Origin of the sequence: Clostridium magnum DSM 2767, from assembly GCF_001623875.1 — a bacterium.
Classification (GTDB): Bacteria; Bacillota; Clostridia; order Clostridiales; family Clostridiaceae; genus Clostridium_AM; species Clostridium_AM magnum.
The window spans coordinates 430,234-447,664 of sequence record NZ_LWAE01000005.1; the positions used below are offsets into that span (position 1 = coordinate 430,234).

Here is a 17,431-nt window from a genome sequence, read left to right on the forward strand (position 1 = left end):
TTATGAATCATATAGTGAAAACTAGAAAAGCCCAAGAATTTATAGATATTACAGATATTGTACAAGGAGAGGTAACAAACAGTAAAGTTAAGGATGGAATTGCAGTAGTCTTTATTCCTCATACTACAGCAGGCATAACAATAAATGAAAATGCTGATCCTGATGTTGTAAGGGATATTTTATACGGATTAAATAAAGCATTTCCTGAAGAAAATGAATACTTACATATGGAAGGAAACTCCCATGCACATATTAAATCCTCGCTAATGGGTTCTTCCTGCAATGTAATTGTAGAAAATGGAAAGCTGAAGCTTGGAACTTGGCAGAGCATTTATTTTTGTGAATTTGATGGACCAAGAAATAGAACATTTTATGTAAAAATAGTTTAAAGTATATCTTAGTAAAAGATTAAAATTATATTATGAAGATTTAATGCGTTGGTAGAGAAAATAAATTCTCATTAACGCATTTTGTTCTTTTGTGGTGTTTTGAATTTTAAAATGATTGGATTAATGGGTGTATATTGCAATTAAGGAAGGATTTTTTAATATTGTGTCGAATAATTTATTAGGATTTATTTGGTTTAGTTAAGTTTTATAGTATAAGAGTATTCAAATATTTTATAGAACTACTATAACGAAAGGAATTATAAATGATGTATAACAAATTAAAAGACTATAAAATAATATGTCAATTATATATTGGAAGCAGATCCTGTATTTACAGGGCTAAAAGAATTTCAGATGGATATCCTGTTGTTGTAAAAGTGAAGAATAAAGAATATCCAACTAAGGAGGAATTGGAAGGGTTACAAAGGGAGTTCGAAATAGGAACTAAAATTAATAGCAATAATGTTATTAGATATCTTGATATAATAAAGTACAGTAACGGGTTAGCAATAATTGAAGAATATTTTTGTGGAGAATCTATAAATAAATTAAACAAGGCATTTACCTTAAAAGAATTCTTAATAGTTTCTATCAAAATTTGTGAGGCTTTAGAAAAAATTCATGCTGAAAATATTGTCTATAGAGCTATAAATCCATCAAATATTTTATACGATGAAAGAACTGGACAGATAAAAATTATTGATTTTAGTAGTGCCCAATATTTATGTAATGAAAAATGTATAGTGGAAGACAATAATATTTTAGAAAGCTCTTTACAGTATATTTCTCCAGAACAAACGGGAAGAATGAATAGAACTATAAATTGTAGAAGTGATTTTTATTCTTTAGGAATAACTTTTTATGAAATATTAACTGGAAGGTTACCTTTTGAATTTAAGGATACTATGGAGCTTATTTACAGTCATGTGGCAAAAGAGCCAGAAAGTATTATCAAAATTAATTTTGCTATACCCCAAACAGTCTCCGATATTGTAGAAAAATTAATTGCAAAAAATCCTGACGATCGTTATAAGTCTGCGTCAGGGTTGAAGAAGGACTTAGAGAGATGTTTTATGCAAATGAAAAGTAATTCAAATACAAGTTTCAGACTAGGTAAGTATGATTTTTCTAGAGAATTTTGTATACCAAAAAAATTATATGGTCGTGAAAAAGAAATTGGAAGACTAATAGAGGCTTTTGATAGAGTTGCAGAAAGTACAGCGGAACTGTTTTTAATATCAGGGCCTCCAGGAATAGGAAAATCCGCTTTGGTTCAGGAAATTTGTAATTCTGTACAACATATGCAGGTACTCTTTGTTCTCACATAAACAATATAGAGCTAGGAGATGAGTTGGAAGAATATGTAGAATTTTCATATAAATTAAAAAAGATGAGCGACAAACTTGTAGAGAATCCAAATATGAAGCAATATAAGGCGTTAGTAACGGATATAAATAACATTTTCGTAAGACATTGGAGAGAACACATAAGAGAAACATTTGAACCTTGTGTTGAAGGATATTGGTCTGGAGTGGAAAATGGTGACTTTGAATATGCAGGTTATTGTGCATCTATGTATGGTAAGAATTTATTTTACTCTGGTCAGATTCTTGAGATAGTAAGAAAAGAAATAGATATTAATATAAAAAGATTAGAGAAAATGCAACTTGGTTTAAGTAATATCTGGATAAATATTTTCGGTCAAGTTGTTCAGAATTTGAAAGGAAAATATGAAAATACTTTAGAATTTAAGGGTGGTTATTTTTATGAAGATAAGATGTTGCCCATTATCCAAGATATCGGGGATATACATGGAATGCAGTTTTTCTATTTAACTAAAATGATGTTGAATTATTACTTCAAAAATTACTCTGAAGCTATTGAATGTGGAAAGAAAATAGAAAAAAATATAAATGAATCTGTGGGTATCATAGATATTGCTATTTTCTATTTTTATGATTCTCTTGTGAAACTGGCTGTTTATTCAATTAGTTCAGAGGAAGAGCAAGATCAAATTTTAGCAAGAGTTAATAAAAATCAAGAAAAAATGTATACTTGGTCAAAATTTGCCCCAATGAATTTTTTACATAAGTTTTACTTGGTTAAGGCAGAATTATGTAGAGTTACTAGAAAATTTGATAACGCAGTAGAATACTATGATAAGTCAATTAAGCTGGCAAAAGAAAATGAGTATTTAAATGATGAAGCTTTGGCTTATGAATTAGCTGGAAAACTTTATTTAGATGAGGACAGATTGGAAATAGCAAAACTATATTTTCGAGAAGCACGCTATAAATATCAGCTTTGGGGAGCAACTGCAAAAGTAAAGGAATTGGAAGGAGAGTATCCAAATCTGCTTTCAGAGAATAGGGAATGTATGGATACTATTAATAATATAGATTTATTTTCAATAATAAAGGCTTCACAAGCAATTTCTGGTGAAATTAATATTGAGGTAGTACTTAATAGTCTTATGAATGTAATGATAGAAAATATGGGAGCGCAGAGAGGATTCCTATTGTTAGAGCGAGAAGGAAAATTAGTTATTGAAGCTCATGTAGATGCAGAGAGCAATAAAAAAGCGATGTTAACTCATCAATCCCTTGATGAATGTGAGGAGATCCCAAGAACAGTTATTCGATTTACAGGAAGAACAGGGGAAGATGTTGTATTTCCTAACAAGGTAGATAAATCTTTATTTAATAAGGATACGTACATTATTAATAAAAAACCAAAGTCATTCCTCTCAACAGCAATTAAACTAAAAAATGAGATAAAAGGGGTTATATACCTAGAAAATAATTTGGTTGAAGGTGTATTTAAGTCTGACAGAATAAAAGTTATAGAGATTCTGTCAACTCAGGCAGCTATTTCCCTAGAAAATGCAATGCTTTATAATACTTTGGAACAAAATATGAAAGAGCAGCTTCGTAATAGTGAAAATAAATTAAATGTTACAGCTACCAGTGCAGGATTAGGGCTTTGGGAATGGAAAATAAGTAGTGGTGAAAATATTATAAACGAGCAATGGGCGGCTATGCTAGGGTATACAATAGATGAATTAGAACCTACCAGTTTTGATACTTGGTTTAAACTTACACATCCTGAAGATTTTAAAAAGGCAAATGGAATGATCAACCGATGCTTTTCAAAAGAATTAGACTTTTATGAATGTGAAATAAGGATGAAGCATAAAAATGGAGATTGGGTGTGGATATTGTCTAGAGGTAGGGTAATTGAATGGGATGAAAATAATAAGCCGATTCGAATGGCTGGAATACATATGAATATAACTGAAAGAAAAAAGGTTGAAAATGAACTGAAAATGGCAAAGAAAGCAGTGGAGGAAGTAAAATGTCTAAAAAGTCAGTTTCTTACGAACAGACCTCAAGAAGTTACAACTTCTAATGATGGACTTAGGAAAATAAGTGATCTGACAATTATAACTGATAGAACAAAGGAGCTTGAAAGAACAAATTTTATCCTAGAAGAGGTAAATGCAATCCTTGAAAAGGAAATAGAAAAGTACAGTAAGACTGAGACAGAACTTATAAAGGCAAAGGTAGAAGCTGATAGAGCAAATATAGCTAAGAGTAATTTTATTGCAAATATAAGCCATGAATTAAGAACTCCAATTACTGTCATTTTAAGTGGGATACAATTAATCGAAGTTAATATTAAAAACAATACAGTTGTAAATCAACATAATTCTTTAAATCATATTAAGACAATTAAGCAAAATTGTTATCGTTTGCTAAGACTGACCAACAACATTATTGATGCAACAAAAATTGATGCAGGCTTTAGAAATCTAGATTTAAGAAATTTAGACATTATCAACTTGATTGAGAATATAACTATTTCAGTAGTGGATTATGCTAAACAAAAAGAAATAACAGTACTATTTGATACAGATGAAGAAGAACGAATTATAGCTGTAGATCCTGATAAGATTGAAAGAATATTGCTCAACTTACTCTCAAATGCTATAAAGTTTACACCAAAGAAGGGGTATATACTTGTAAATGTTTTAAATGAAAGCTCAAAAATTATAATTACCGTGGAAGATACAGGAATTGGAATACCTCAAGAAAAAAAAGAAGTTATTTTTGAAAAGTTTCAGCAACTTGATAATACGTTTACCAGAAAGAATGAAGGAAGTGGTATAGGACTTTCGATTGTAAAAGCATTTGTTGAATTGCATGATGGAAAAATTTCAGTATCTAGCCAGTTAGGCAAAGGGAGTAAGTTTACTATTGAATTGACCGTAAAGAAATTAGATGAAGATCAATCCCAAAAGCAACAGATTCAACTTGAAAATTCTATTGGTTGTGTTGATGTACTTAATATAGAATTTTCGGATATTTATTTTTAGTTAAGTAATAGCTATATCAAAAAGTTAGATTTATGAAGGTTCATTCATAGGATCTTTGAAAAAATTTATAGAAAATTTAAAAGCCTCCTAAAGTAAATACAGTTAAAAAATACTGCTGAAAATCTACTTATGGAGGCATTCTTATTCTATAGAGAATTAGTAACTATAAAGTTGAGCCAGGTAGCTATTTAAAATAATTAAGTAGAAAGTTAAATTAATTTAAAAATAAATTAACATATAAAGCATTGAAATTTTAAATTTTTATGGTAAAATTATGAATATGAGCTTTTGAAAATGTTTACAAAAATAAATATCAGATATATTAAAAATAGTAAATATTATAAGGATTATGATTCTATATATGGAAACGAAAAGAAAATAAAAACTAAGTTAAAAGGGGAAAATAATAAAATGAATGCAAAAATTATATCAAGTAATGGTTATAAAATAGTGGAGGATAAATTAGTATTAAACTTTAAGGATACAATAAACAATTTTAAGATTATAAGCAAAGGTGTAATAAAAACAATTATAAACAACGATACAGATAATATCATAATACTAAAAAATACTGAAGAGTTTGAAGTTAAAGATTTACTGATTTCTAAAGTAGAGTTTATAAAAGATAAAGAAAATTGCATTTTTGCTAAAGTGAAGTATTGTGGCGTTGTAGAAGGGTAGAAAATGCTAGGTAATTATTTTAGCTATATGGTATAAATGAGGTTATCTCATAATAAGACAACCCCTTTTGCACTATATAGCCTATAGGTCATCTATTAATAAATTTTAGTTCGTAAAAAAGAATATTTCAAATTACTAGCTTTTATCTTATACAATATTTATGTATTATATTATGCATAAATATTGTATAAATTTTTTGGTGGAAATATGCTTATAAGCTCAATAGCCATGAAAACTCTTATAACTTTTCATCCATGCAAAGAGCTTATTAAATAATAACAATATAAAAGGTACAGGAACTAACCTTCCATTTTATAAAAGCTTCTATATAGTCTTCCGTCTATTATGTAAAGGACTATTCTCAAATAATAGAAAAATTTTATACCAGATATACTCTCTTATATACATACTTTGTGTTTTAATATTAAAAAAGCTTCTTTTACTTTATAAAACTTTTATAAAGTATTTATGTTTTGTTTAGATATTGAAAATATAATTATAGATATAGAAAAATATTGGAACATATGTTGAAATTGTGAAATAGTTAAAAACATGTATAAATTTATAGCTATATTATAAGAGATTCAAATTATGATTAAAGAGAATAACGATAAGGAGAGAAAAAATGAAACTAAAACTTAAGGTCAACAAAAAAATAATAATTTTGGGTATTTTAATCTTAGTAATTTTGGGCGCAGTAACATATTCACATGCTAGAGCACAAAAGGCAAAGATAAAAGCAGTTACTACAGTAAAGGTAAGTAAAAAGAATTTAATCCAAACAGCTTCAGATAAGGGGAATGTTGAAGCTAATTATAGAAATGATATTACATTAAATCCTGCCCAGAAGGTTAAAAAAGTTCTGGTAAGTGAAGGTCAGCAAGTTAAAAAGGGAGACATATTGATAAAATTGGATACACTGGAATATGATAGTCAACTGGAGAAGCAGAAAATAAATTTGGATAATGCTCAATCTACTTTGAAACAGTTTTTAAATTCTGGGGTAGCAAATGATAAAAGTAATGCACAAAATACAGTTTCTCAATCGCAGATAACCTTAGAAAATGCCCAAAGAAGCTATGAGGATGCAAATAATAAATTTAAGCAAAGCGAGACACTATTTAAGGGTGGATACATATCACAAAATGATTACGATGCTGCTAAAAAAGCTTTAGATGATGCTAGTAATGCAGTAAAAGCAGCTGAAAATTCACTAGAAAATTCTCGAAGTGCTTTAAATAATGTGAATGAAAGCAGTGAGGATAAAATAGCTAATCAAAGAAATCAAGTGGCACTTATACAAGCGGACATAGATAACTTAAATAAGAAAATTGAAGAGTGTAATGTAAAGGCAGATACTGATGGAAAAGTTATAAAAATGGATGCAAAAGAAGATCAGTATCCAAAAACAGGAGATATGATAATAGTAGATGATACTTCTAAGTATAAAGTTTCAGTTAATATAAGTCAGTATGATTCTGGAAAGGTAAAAGTTGGACAGAAGGCTAATATAAAATTAAAAGGTTCCACTAAGAAATACACCGGTGTAGTTACTGATATCGGTCAGTTTGCTGAGATGAAAAATAGTAGTACAAGCAGTAATAGTTCAAGTCAGGAATCTAAGGTAAACATTAAGATAACTATAGACAACCCTGATGAGGGTATAAAAGCTGGTTTTGAAGCAGATGCAGAAATAGTGCTGGATGAGAAAAAATCAGTTCTTGCTATAGGGTTCGATGCAATAAAGGATGAGAAGGCTGCAGGTAAAAAATATGTTTATGTAGTAAATAAGGATAATAAGGTATCAAAAAAGTATATAAAAACAGGACTTGATGCAGAGTATGATGTAGAAGTTACTGATGGACTAAAGGAAGGAGATAAATGTATTATTAATCCACCACAAAATTTAAAAGAAGGAGACATAGTTACTGAATTCTCTGCAGGTGATACAGGAGGTAGCAAGAAATGATAATAAAGCTTGAAAATCTTATTAAAGTTTATGATACAGGAGCTATTAAATTAGAGGCTCTTAAAGGAATAAATCTATCTATTGAAGAAAAAGAATATGTAGCTATAATGGGAGCTTCAGGTTCAGGGAAGTCTACTCTTATGAATGTATTAGGCTGTTTAGATAAGCTAACCTCAGGAAAGTATTATTTAGATGATATAGATATATCTACTCTGGATGATAACGAAATTGCAAGTATAAGGAATAAAAAGATAGGTTTTGTTTTTCAGGCCTTTAATCTATTGCCTAAGCTTACGGCTTTAGGAAACGTGGAATTGCCTATGATGTATGCTGGAGTCTCTAGAAGTGAAAGAGAAAAAAAGGCAAAGTGGGCATTGGAGAGAGTTGGTCTTATAGATAGAATTAATCATAAGCCAAATGAATTATCTGGAGGACAAAAGCAAAGGGTAGCTATAGCAAGAGCTTTGGTCAATGAGCCTGCTATAATTCTTGCGGATGAACCTACTGGAAATTTAGATAGTACAGTAAGTGAAGAAATAATGGGTATTTTTCAACAGCTGAATCAGGAGGGAGTAACAATTGTTATGGTTACTCATGAACCAGACATAGCAGCTCACGCTAAAAGATCTATAGTCTTTAAGGATGGCAACATAATTTCCGATAGTATTATTAAAGATAGGGTAATAGTTGGAGGGATGAACTAGTGAATGTAGGAGAAAGCTTTGAATCTGCACTTCAAAGTGTAAAGGCAAATAAACTTAGATCATTCCTTACCATGCTAGGGATAATAATAGGAATATCTTCAGTAATAACTATAGTTTCTATTGGTGATGGAGCTAAAAATTTTATAACATCTCAATTTGAAAGTATGGGTACTAATGTAATAAATGTAAATTTATCTTCTTCACAAAATCAAGAAATAGAAAGTAAGGATTATTTTACATTAGGAGACATAGATCTTATAAAGTCTAAAATACCTGAAGCAAATTATGTATCCGCAATAGTCGGTGGTTATGGTACAACAAAGGTTGAAAACAAATTTAGAAATGCTGAAATTGATGCAGTTAATGAGGACTCTAACAAAATATTTAATTTAACTATGATAAAAGGAAGATTCGTAAATGAGCATGATGTAGAAGCAGGTAAAAGTGTTGCTGTAATAGATGCAGGGACTGCCCAAAAATTTTTTAGAGACACTGATGTAGTTGGAGAAAAGATAAAGTTAAGTATAGAGGATAAAAGCTTAGATGTAACTATAATTGGTGTATTTAAGGATCCAAATGAAGATATTGCAATTTTTGGAGGAAGTGAAACCGGGACAGTTATTATACCAATAACTGCAGCTGATAGAATATTAAGAGAAACAAATATATCTAGGTTATCTATTTCTCTATTAGACATGAATAATGCTAAAGAAATAGGCAGTAAGGTAGTAAGACTTATGGAAAACAAACATAGAAATGGCCAAAAATATACAGCACAAGAAGGCTTTAAAGGACTAGAAAGCATAAATAAGGTACTTACCATTCTTACAACTATTTTTGGGTGCATTGCAGGTATATCATTATTAGTTGGAGGCATAGGGGTTATGAATATAATGCTGGTCTCTGTAACTGAAAGAACTAGAGAAATAGGAATAAGAAAAGCTATAGGAGCCAAAACAAGAGATATAAAGTTACAATTCCTGATGGAATCAGTAATACTTTGTTTAATAGGGGGAACTATAGGAACTATTTCAGGTATATCTATAGGGAAGATTGCAGGTTCTTTTATTCACGTAGCTATGCCAATATCTTTAAAGGTAATATTTATAGCCTTTGCATTTTCTTCAGCAGTAGGCATTTTCTTTGGGTTATATCCTGCCAGCAAGGCTGCAAAACTTGATCCTATAGAAGCATTAAGATATGAATAGAGAATTGAAACTTGAATAAATAATGAAGAGCATCTACAATAAGAAAATTTGTAGATGCTTTCAAACATTGATATTGTTTGATTAAGAGAATATAAGCTTAATGTAAACATATATATTATATGATAGTTCTCATATGTTTGTAGGAATACAAGAAACAGATTAAGTGAAATTATCTATCTTTATCCATATAATCAATTGGCATTGTATTCATCATCTGTGGGTAAAGTGCACCTGGATACATTGATAGATAATGCATTCCCATTGGCTTCATCATAGGACATGGATTCTTCATAATGTGGCAAGGGTATTTTATCTTTTTGCAAGGATATTTCATTTTTTTACATGGATATTTCATCATTGGACAAGGACTCTTTAGCATTAGACATGGCATCATAGGTTTTATCATTGGCTGCTGAATCATCATTGGTTGTTGTACTGGTTGCATCATTGGTTGTATATTTAATTGCATTTTCGTTGGTTCCATTTTTGGTTCTATTTTTAACTCTAACTTGATTGGCTCAACCACTATTGATTCCATTTTTGGTTCTATATTTAGTTCCATATTACCTGGCTCCATCTTAGGATGAATCTTAGGTTGAATATTTAGTTCAATACTTTGAGATTCTATTTTAGGTTGAATATCCAATTCCATTTTTGTTGGTTGCATTTTTGGTTGAATATTTAGCTCCATGTTTTGTGGTTCCATTTTAGGATGGATATTAAATCCCATATCCTGTGGTTCCATTTTTGGTTGAATACTTAGTTCCATGTTTTGTGGTTCCATCTTAGGATGTATATTTAATTCCATATCTTCTGATTCCAATATAGGTTGAATACCCAATTCCATATTTGTTGGTTCCATCTTTGGCTGAATGTTTAACCCCATATTTTGCGGTTCTATTATAGGTTGAATATTTAATTTCATATCCATTGGTGCCTTTTTCACCTGTTGTATAGGTTGTGGAACTGGTTTAGGTTGAGGAATAGGTTTAGGTTGAGGAATAGGTTTTTTAGGTGCTTGATATTGTGCAGGTGCTTGGTATTGAATAGGCTTCATTGGTGGTTTTAATCCTCTTTCTGTTTCTAGGTCATCCATCCTATACATCATCATGGGGCACATTAGGGGATATTGAAAAGGTATGAAATCCGGCATGTCATAATTATTATTCATAATGATCCTCCTATTAAATATCGCATCAATTCATTTTATGCAAGTTCTTCTATTTTGTTCATGATTACTATAAAAATAATAAAGGAGAAATAAGTAAATTAGTTTTAATCACCATAAATTCTTAATTAAATTGTATACACATAATAACTTCAAGTCATATATTATCAATAAGAGCAAGAATGAGGGAAGTTTTTTATGTATAATAAAATTGATTTAATTAGATTTGTTGAAAATTATCTACCTCCTGAGGCTGAGTTTTTAATATCCGAGAAAACTTATAAAAAACCAGCGGTGCTTATGAAGGATGTAGATGGGGATGGAATACTGGAGATTATTGCTGCTTATAAGTTGAGAGAGGAAAGTTATACTATTATAATGAAATATTATGATGGTATATGGTATATAGTAAATAAAATTAAAATAAAAGATCAATCAGAGAGAGAAATAGAAAGTATAATGTTGCATGTGGCACCAGTTAAGACAGCTAATGGAGTAAAGTCGGGATATATAGATAATAAAGGCATCTTTGCAATTAAACCTAAATTTGATTCCGCATATGATTTTAGTGAAAATGGAATTGCAGTTGTAGAAGAAAAGAATCTTTACGGAATAATAGACCAATTTGGCAAATATGTTTTACAGCCGAAGTATGACAGTATCAATGAGTTTTCAGAAGGAAGAGCGGCAGTTGTTAATGATAACATATTTAAAGTAATTGATGAAAAAGGAAAAGAACTAACAACAAGACCTTATAATTTTATCGGAAGCTTTAAAGAGGGTAGGGCTGTAATGTCAGTTACGGATAAAGATGGAAAGACTTTATATGGTTATTTAGATAGAGGAGGAAAGGAGACATCAATACCTAAATTTGAATATGCAGGAGATTATAATAATGGAAGAGCAGTTGTTAAGCTGAGCGATAATCAATATGCATTAATAGACCTTAATGGGCAAATATTACAAACTTACAAATACGCATTTGTAGGAGATGTTGGAGATGGCCTTTTAGCCTTTAAGGAAAGTGATAATGGCAAATTCGGTTATATAGATATAAATGGTAACATAATTATACAACCTAAATATACTGCTGCACAACCTTTTAATGGACGAAGAGCCATTGTTAATGTGTTAGAAAACTATAGTAATGGCTACGGACTTATAGATGAAAAAGGAAACTATATAATAGAGCCTATATATAATGATATAAATCTATTAGGTGATAAGAGAATTGCAGTTGGCAGAGCTATTGATAAAGATAAACCTTATTTTGGATCAAAATTTGCAATTTCAGATATTAATGGTAGACTTCTTACAGATTTTGTATATAACAGTGTTTCAAATTATAAGGACGGGTTTGCCTCAGCCTTTAATGATGAAAATACATTCTTTATTGACAAAAATGGTGAGATAGCTAAAAATCTACCGATGTTAAGTGGTAGTGGCACATTAAAATTTGAAGGAGATCTAATTAAAGCAGATGTAGATCGTAGGGTATCTTATTTTGATAAGACAGGAAAAGTTATATGGAGCCAAAATACAGTGATACCTTTAAATAGAGAATACAGCGTTAAAGAGGAAAAATATAAACCAAACAATGATTATTTAGTATACTACCCTCAAGTTAAGGGCATGAAAAATATAGAAGTACAAAATAGTGTGAACAATAAACTTAGAGAACTATCGCAGGTTAAACCCATTGATGTCAATGCACAACTTGATTATAATTATTTCGGGGATTTTTCTATAGAATTCTTTAAAAAGAAACTACTAGTTATGGAACTTTGGGGTTATAATTATCCTTTTGGTGCAGCCCATGGTATGCCAACAAGAAGCTACGCTCATGTGGATTTAGAAAGTGGAAGAGTATATGAACTTAAGGATTTATTTAAGGAGAACAGCAATTATGTAAAAGTACTCAGTGATATTATTGAAAATCAAATTAAAAGTAATGAAGAGTATTCCTATGTATGGCTTGATAGCTATAAGGGAATAAAAGAAGATCAACCTTTCTATCTAACAGAGAATGCTTTATATATCTATTTTTACCCATATGATATTGCGCCTTATGCAGCGGGATTTCCTACCTTTAAGATAGAATTTAAAGACATAATTAGTATTATTGATGTTAACGGAGAACTTTGGTCATCATTTAATTAGTCTACCATTATTGTATTTTTGAACAGATGGTGTAAAAGAAACTAAAGGCAGTAAGGAGTAAAAATTCTTACTGCTTTTTAATACAACATTAATTTACTTGATGAAGCATTAGTGTTAGAATTAATCCTAAAGTAAATAATATGATGTTCTATTTGGAGGAAATAGTTATGTTAAATATAGGTTGTCATTTATCAGCGTCAAAAGGATACAAAGCCATGGGAAAAGAGGCACTTAATATAGGAGCAAACACATTTCAATTTTTTACTCGTAATCCTAGAGGTAGCAAAGCAAAGGAAATTGATCCTAAAGATGTAGATGCATTGTTAGAGATAATAAAAGAAAATAAATTTGCAAAAATACTAGCACATGCGCCATATACGCTAAATGCTTGCTCTGCTGATGAAAGTACAAGAGAATTCGCAGTAGAAATAATGGCAGATGATTTGAAACGAATGGAATACTTGCCAAACAATCTTTATAATTTTCATCCAGGAAGTCATGTAAAACAGGGTGTAGAGGTTGGCATACAACTTATTACAAATATGCTTAATATCGTAATAAAACCAGAGCAAACTACTACTATCCTGCTTGAGACAATGTCTGGAAAAGGTACAGAGGTAGGTCGAAGTTTTGAAGAATTAAAACAAATTCTTGATGGTATTACTCTGTCTGATAAAATGGGTATTTGTCTTGATACTTGCCATGTTTATGATGCTGGATATGATATAGTCAATGATTTGGATGGAGTATTAGATGAATTTGATAAAATTATTGGTCTTGATAAGCTATATGCAATTCACCTAAATGACAGCAAGAATCCATTTTCAAGTCATAAAGATCGTCATGAAAAAATAGGTGAAGGTTCTATTGGGAAAGATGCTATGGTTAGAATTATTAATCATCCTAAACTCCGTCATTTACCATTTTTTTTAGAAACTCCGAATGAATTGCCAGGGTATGAGCAAGAAATTAAGATGTTAAGGGAAGCATTTAATGAATGAAAGTTGGGATCAGATTTGCGAAATATAGATCTTTCAATAAATGGTAGGAAAAAAGTATTGTAATTAAAGGGTAATTACAATAAAAAATCTGTATATATGTGTTTTCAAAATAAATAATTACATAAGAGTAACCTCCCTATATTTTTAGGAGGTTACCCTTTTAGAAGTTCAGGAAGTTACTCCCTGTGCATACATTGCATCTGCAACCTTTAGAAATCCAGCAATATTTGCACCTACAACTAAGTTATTTTCATGATCATATTCTATTGCAGCTGCACTAGCTGACTTGTATATATTAATCATTATATCTTTGAGTTTAGAATCTACTTCTTCAAAGGTCCAGGAGTATCTCATGCTATTCTGTGCCATTTCAAGAGCTGATGTAGCAACACCACCAGCATTAGCTGCTTTAGCAGGTCCAAAAATAATCTTGTTTTTAAGAAATATATCAATTGCCTTAGGGGTGGATGGCATGTTGGCACCTTCTCCAACAGCATAGCATCCATTAGAAACAAGGGTTTTAGCAGAATTTTCATCAAGTTCATTCTGTGTAGCACAGGGAAGAGCAATGTCACATTTAATTGTCCAAATGCCAGAGGAATTTTTAGTGTATTTTGTATTTGGATGATATTTTATATATTCACTAATTCTTTTCCTGTCGACTTCTTTAATTCTTTTAATAGTTTCTAATTTAATACCATCAGGATCATAAATGTATCCCTCTGAATCACTTAACGCCACAACTTTACCGCCTAATTGGTGTACCTTTTCAGTGGCATATATAGCAACATTACCTGAGCCTGATACAATTACAGTAGCTCCATTGAATGATTTTCCTTTAGTCTTTAGAGCTTCAGCCATAAAATAGCATAATCCATAACCGGTGGCTTCGGTTCTTACTAGGCTTCCACCCCAAGTAAGTCCTTTGCCAGTCAAAACTCCTGTAAAGTCATTTCTCAGTCGTTTGTATTGTCCATACATATAACCAATTTCTCTTGCACCTGTTCCAATATCACCAGCAGGAATATCTGTATTTTCTCCAATATGCCTCTGTAACTCTGTCATAAAACTTTGGCAGAAACGCATAACCTCACCATCTGATTTACCTTTTGGATCAAAGTCACTACCACCTTTGCCTCCTCCAATTGGAAGACCAGTTAAAGAATTTTTAAATATCTGTTCAAATCCAAGAAATTTAAGTATGCTAGCGTTTACAGAAGGATGTAGTCGTATACCTCCTTTATATGGTCCAATTGCACTGTTAAACTGAATTCTATAACCTCTATTAACTTGGATTTTTCCACAATCATCAACCCATGACACTCTAAAAAAAACCTGCCTTTCAGGTTCAACAATTCTATCAAAGATTCCAGCTTCTAACCATTGTGGATTTCTTTCCGCTACCGGCTCTATAGATTCTAGTACTTCTTTGACCGCTTGATGAAATTCAGGTTCATTTGGGTTTCTTTTTATTACCTGATTCATTACACTTTCAAGTATTTTCATGAAAATACCTCCTATCTTCTTGCATCTTATTTATTAATAATAGAAAGAAAATTAGAAGAACATGAAGAAGGGTTATTATTTCTAGGGATCAAAGCAAAATTTTAAATTCATTAATAATTTTATAAAATGAATTTGTTTTTATATATAAGCTAATAAGCTAAAAAACTATTATAAATTTACCCCACAAGGAGTAAAAATAACTCCCTGTGGGGCCCAAATTATTTTCTCTCAAAACTTCCGCAATCTGTACATTCAACTGTATCTGCACTTTGCTCATGTTTTACTACTTGGATTTTACTTAAAGTACAGTAATCTTTATCCGTACTGTGAAACTTACATTCGGATACTACACAACCTATGCTTGAATTAAGATCCATATTTATATCCTCCCCAGGTTTTTTTTATTTTGATTGAGCTTAAATAGTACGCAATTATTTTATACTTATTAAAAATTTTTATACATAGAAGTAAAACCAAATTAGATTGGAGAATAGCATCGGTAAGCATATAATATCTATATATATAAACAAAAAAATAAATTTTGCGGATTGACTTTCTTTAAAATATTTATTAATATTTAATAAATAAATAACTATATTTTTAATAATTCATTAAAAATATATTGATTACATTTTTAAATTGTTTTATAGAGGGGGATGCTATGATGAAATATAAAGATATAAAGCAGTATGGTATTATCTTAATGATCCTTACTCCACTAATGTTTTGTGTGTTTTTTCTTGCTCAAAATTCTAGGCCAAGTTATGACGATAATTTAAGACAGTTACAAAGTTCTATGGCATATAATTATGCAGATGCAGATATAGGAATAAACTCTTTTAAAGAACTTGTAGAAAAAGGAAAAGTACAATCAGTTTATTATAATGAAAGAGACCTTATTCTAATTGCTAGAGATAAAAGCGGAAATAGTTTTACTTTTCAAAATCCTAAAAACCCTCAATTCAGACAATATTTAATGGAACACAAAATAGTAATTAATGAAAGTTCTAATATCTATACCAAAATGATAAGTTTTATAATGATTAGTATATTAGTACTATTAATTGTTAAAATAGTTAGATCCTCTTCTAGTAAAAGACCAGCTTCAGCTGAGGTAAGAGGAGATTATGCAGAATTTGAGGAATCGAAGAATGTAAATATAAGATTTAGTGATGTGGCTGGTAGTGAAGAGGCAAAGGAAAATATGGAAGATATAATTGAGTTTTTGAAGGATCCGGATAAATTCCAAAATTTTGGTGCCAAGATACCTAAGGGAGTAATTCTTTATGGTCCTCCAGGAACAGGAAAAACTCTTTTAGCGAAAGCTTTAGCAGGAGAAACCGGTTCTCAATTCATACCAACTAGTGGTTCGTATTTCGTGGAAAAATATGTAGGAGTAGGAGCTTCAAGAGTTAGGAAGTTATTTGATAAGGCAAGAAAAAAATCTCCATCAATAATATTTATAGATGAAATAGATGCAATAGGTGGAAAAAGAGGAGATGGGGTAGGTACAAGTGAAGATGCAAAAACCTTAAACCAATTGCTTGTAGAAATGGATGGCTTTAAGGATAAGGAAAATATTATAGTAGTTGCTGCTACTAATAGACTCGATATGTTAGATGATGCGTTACTTCGTTCTGGAAGATTTGACAGGCATGTAATGGTTGGGCTGCCAGATTTAAATGCAAGATATGAAATATTGAAGGTTCACGCAAAAAATAAACCTGTATCACCAGAGGTTGATCTATTTCAAGTGGCTAGACAAACAGTTTATATGACCGGAGCGGATTTATCAAATGTAATGAATGAGGCAACCATATATGCTATTAAGGAAAAGTGTACAAAAATAGCCTTAAGCCATATAGACAAAGCTATTAATAAAATGATAGCAGGAGATGAAAAAAGAGATAGATCCAATATATCAGCCTTAGAAAAGAAGATAACAGCTTATCATGAAGCCGGACATGCATTAATAGCTAAATTGGTAAATAAAGAAAGTGTACCTAAAGTATCTATAATCCCTACAACAAAAGGGGCAGCTGGATATACTGTAATCAATCCTCACGAAAAAATGTTTCAAACAAAAAAAGAAATTATGAATAAAATCAGTGAATTGTTAGCTGGTAGAGCTTCTGAAGAAATAATCTTTGGTAAAGAAAATATAACCGGTGGTGCTGCAAATGATTTACAAAGGGCAACTAAAATGGCTGTAACTCTAATTGCTAAGTACGGTATGAGTGAAAAGTTAGGACTTGTCTGTTTTGATGATA

General features: G+C 30.7%; 13 protein-coding genes. 10 read left to right on the plus strand and 3 right to left on the minus strand.

From position 1 onward, the window contains the following. The first annotated feature begins 2 nt into the window (after positions 1-2). The 7 genes from CLMAG_RS20900 to CLMAG_RS20930 all read left to right on the plus strand — a co-directional run bounded on the left by CLMAG_RS20900 (position 3) and on the right by CLMAG_RS20930 (position 9,326). A complete protein-coding gene (locus CLMAG_RS20900) occupies positions 3-389 on the plus strand; it encodes a secondary thiamine-phosphate synthase enzyme YjbQ (RefSeq protein WP_066626972.1) in 387 nt (128 codons plus the stop codon). 266 nt (positions 390-655) lie between these two features. After that, a complete protein-coding gene (locus tag CLMAG_RS20905; RefSeq protein WP_066626975.1) occupies positions 656-1,717 on the plus strand; it encodes a serine/threonine-protein kinase in 1,062 nt (353 codons plus the stop codon). 62 nt (positions 1,718-1,779) lie between these two features. Next, the gene (locus CLMAG_RS20910; protein WP_153041000.1) at positions 1,780-4,764 is read left to right on the plus strand and encodes an ATP-binding protein; all 2,985 of its coding nucleotides are present in this window, start codon (positions 1,780-1,782) and stop codon (positions 4,762-4,764) included. Between the two features lie 294 nt (positions 4,765-5,058). Next, positions 5,059-5,445, plus strand: coding sequence for a hypothetical protein (locus CLMAG_RS20915; protein ID WP_066626981.1), 387 nt, complete (start codon positions 5,059-5,061; stop codon positions 5,443-5,445). 625 nt (positions 5,446-6,070) lie between these two features. Continuing rightward, the gene (locus CLMAG_RS20920) at positions 6,071-7,414 is read left to right on the plus strand and encodes an efflux RND transporter periplasmic adaptor subunit (protein WP_066626984.1); all 1,344 of its coding nucleotides are present in this window, start codon (positions 6,071-6,073) and stop codon (positions 7,412-7,414) included. After that, positions 7,411-8,118, plus strand: coding sequence for an ABC transporter ATP-binding protein (locus CLMAG_RS20925; protein ID WP_066626985.1), 708 nt, complete (start codon positions 7,411-7,413; stop codon positions 8,116-8,118). Before CLMAG_RS20920 ends, CLMAG_RS20925 begins: the two co-directional genes overlap by 4 nt. Next, complete coding sequence (locus CLMAG_RS20930) at positions 8,118-9,326, plus strand: ABC transporter permease (RefSeq protein WP_066626987.1); 1,209 nt, start codon at positions 8,118-8,120, stop codon at positions 9,324-9,326. The genes CLMAG_RS20925 and CLMAG_RS20930 overlap by 1 nt, the downstream gene beginning before the upstream one ends. 169 nt (positions 9,327-9,495) lie before the next feature. On the opposite strand, the gene CLMAG_RS20935 is transcribed toward CLMAG_RS20930, so the two are convergent. Beyond that, a complete protein-coding gene (locus tag CLMAG_RS20935; RefSeq protein WP_066626990.1) occupies positions 9,496-10,497 on the minus strand; it encodes a hypothetical protein in 1,002 nt (333 codons plus the stop codon). Positions 10,498-10,692: 195 nt separating this feature from the next. On the opposite strand from CLMAG_RS20935, the gene CLMAG_RS20940 reads away from it, so the two are divergent. Then, on the plus strand, positions 10,693-12,654 hold the full coding sequence (locus CLMAG_RS20940; RefSeq protein WP_082832031.1) for a WG repeat-containing protein: 1,962 nt from the start codon (positions 10,693-10,695) through the stop codon (positions 12,652-12,654). Positions 12,655-12,821: 167 nt separating this feature from the next. Then, positions 12,822-13,655 carry a deoxyribonuclease IV gene (locus tag CLMAG_RS20945; protein WP_066626993.1) on the plus strand — a complete coding sequence of 278 codons (834 nt, stop codon included), beginning with the start codon at positions 12,822-12,824 and terminating at the stop codon, positions 13,653-13,655. Between the two features lie 168 nt (positions 13,656-13,823). Here CLMAG_RS20945 and gdhA read toward each other — a convergent pair whose 3' ends face one another. Both gdhA and CLMAG_RS20955 read right to left on the minus strand, forming a co-directional pair. After that, positions 13,824-15,161 (minus strand): NADP-specific glutamate dehydrogenase, encoded by a 1,338-nt coding sequence (gene gdhA / locus CLMAG_RS20950; protein WP_066626996.1) that lies wholly within the window; start codon positions 15,159-15,161, stop codon positions 13,824-13,826. Between the two features lie 218 nt (positions 15,162-15,379). Then, on the minus strand, positions 15,380-15,538 hold the full coding sequence (locus CLMAG_RS20955) for a DUF1540 domain-containing protein (RefSeq protein ID WP_066627000.1): 159 nt from the start codon (positions 15,536-15,538) through the stop codon (positions 15,380-15,382). Positions 15,539-15,822: 284 nt separating this feature from the next. Between CLMAG_RS20955 and CLMAG_RS20960 the strand changes: the two genes are divergently transcribed. After that, a partial coding sequence (locus CLMAG_RS20960; RefSeq protein ID WP_242873097.1) for an ATP-dependent metallopeptidase FtsH/Yme1/Tma family protein occupies positions 15,823-17,431 on the plus strand: 1,609 nt, incomplete at its 3' end.

Excerpts from the sequence above, each read along its gene's own strand:
- CLMAG_RS20900 (WP_066626972.1), top strand. The coding sequence starts at position 3 with ATGAATCATATAGTGAAAACTAGAAAAGCCCAAGAATTTATAGATATT.
- CLMAG_RS20905 (WP_066626975.1), top strand. The coding sequence starts at position 656 with ATGTATAACAAATTAAAAGACTATAAAATAATATGTCAATTATATATT.
- CLMAG_RS20910 (WP_153041000.1), top strand. The coding sequence starts at position 1,780 with ATGAGCGACAAACTTGTAGAGAATCCAAATATGAAGCAATATAAGGCG.
- CLMAG_RS20915 (WP_066626981.1), top strand. The coding sequence starts at position 5,059 with ATGTTTACAAAAATAAATATCAGATATATTAAAAATAGTAAATATTAT.
- CLMAG_RS20920 (WP_066626984.1), top strand. The coding sequence starts at position 6,071 with ATGAAACTAAAACTTAAGGTCAACAAAAAAATAATAATTTTGGGTATT.
- CLMAG_RS20925 (WP_066626985.1), top strand. The coding sequence starts at position 7,411 with ATGATAATAAAGCTTGAAAATCTTATTAAAGTTTATGATACAGGAGCT.
- CLMAG_RS20935 (WP_066626990.1), bottom strand. The coding sequence starts at position 10,497 with ATGAATAATAATTATGACATGCCGGATTTCATACCTTTTCAATATCCC.
- CLMAG_RS20940 (WP_082832031.1), top strand. The coding sequence starts at position 10,693 with ATGTATAATAAAATTGATTTAATTAGATTTGTTGAAAATTATCTACCT.
- CLMAG_RS20945 (WP_066626993.1), top strand. The coding sequence starts at position 12,822 with ATGTTAAATATAGGTTGTCATTTATCAGCGTCAAAAGGATACAAAGCC.
- gdhA (WP_066626996.1), bottom strand. The coding sequence starts at position 15,161 with ATGAAAATACTTGAAAGTGTAATGAATCAGGTAATAAAAAGAAACCCA.
- CLMAG_RS20955 (WP_066627000.1), bottom strand. The coding sequence starts at position 15,538 with ATGGATCTTAATTCAAGCATAGGTTGTGTAGTATCCGAATGTAAGTTT.